The organism is Pseudogemmobacter sp. TB195 (genome assembly GCF_058313095.1).
This window is the reverse complement of record NZ_JBZEGG010000176.1, coordinates 1-566: the sequence shown is the minus strand read 5'-3', so window position 1 is coordinate 566 and position 566 is coordinate 1. Positions and strand designations below refer to the sequence as shown.

The 566-nt window shown below is 72.8% G+C and carries 1 protein-coding gene; it reads right to left on the bottom strand.

Features of this window, described 5'->3' with window-relative positions; translation table 11 throughout:
- Positions 1-566, bottom strand: a 566-nt coding sequence (locus AC4FS3_RS29235) for a transglycosylase domain-containing protein (protein ID WP_491023454.1), incomplete at both ends; no start/stop codon positions are given.

Sequence of the window (566 nt, the reverse complement as noted above, 5' to 3'; positions counted from 1 at the left end):
CCGAAGTAGATCAGCGAGGCGGCGCGCACCCCTTCGATATTGCCGCCGTAGGGCGCCAGGGTCAGATAGGCGGCGAGCACCCCCTCCTTGCCCAGTCGCCGCTCCAGCTGCACCGCCCGCACCATCTGCCGCAGCTTGGCGGAAAAACTGCGCGCCTCGCGCGGCTCCAGCAGCCGCGCCGCCTGCATGCTGAGCGTCGAGGCGCCGGACACCACGCGGCCGTTGCGCGCCAGCTGCCAGGCGGCCCGCGCCACGCCGGTCACATCCACGCCGCCATGGGCGTCAAAGCGCCGGTCCTCATAGACCTTGAGCAGATTGATGAAATGCGGATCGACCTCGGCCAGCTTCACAGGGAGCCGCCAGCGCCCCTCCGGCGTGGCGAAGGCGCGCAGCAGCCGCCCTTCCCGGTCCAGCGCCAGCGGCGATGTCCGCTGCAACACGCTGAGGTCGATCGGCCCCAGCGCCGCCGCGTAAGACCGCAGCGCCAGATAGGCGCCGCCGGCGCCGGCCGCCGTCACCAGCAACGCGACAAGCCCCAGCCGCCGCAGCCTGCGGCCGCGACGCCC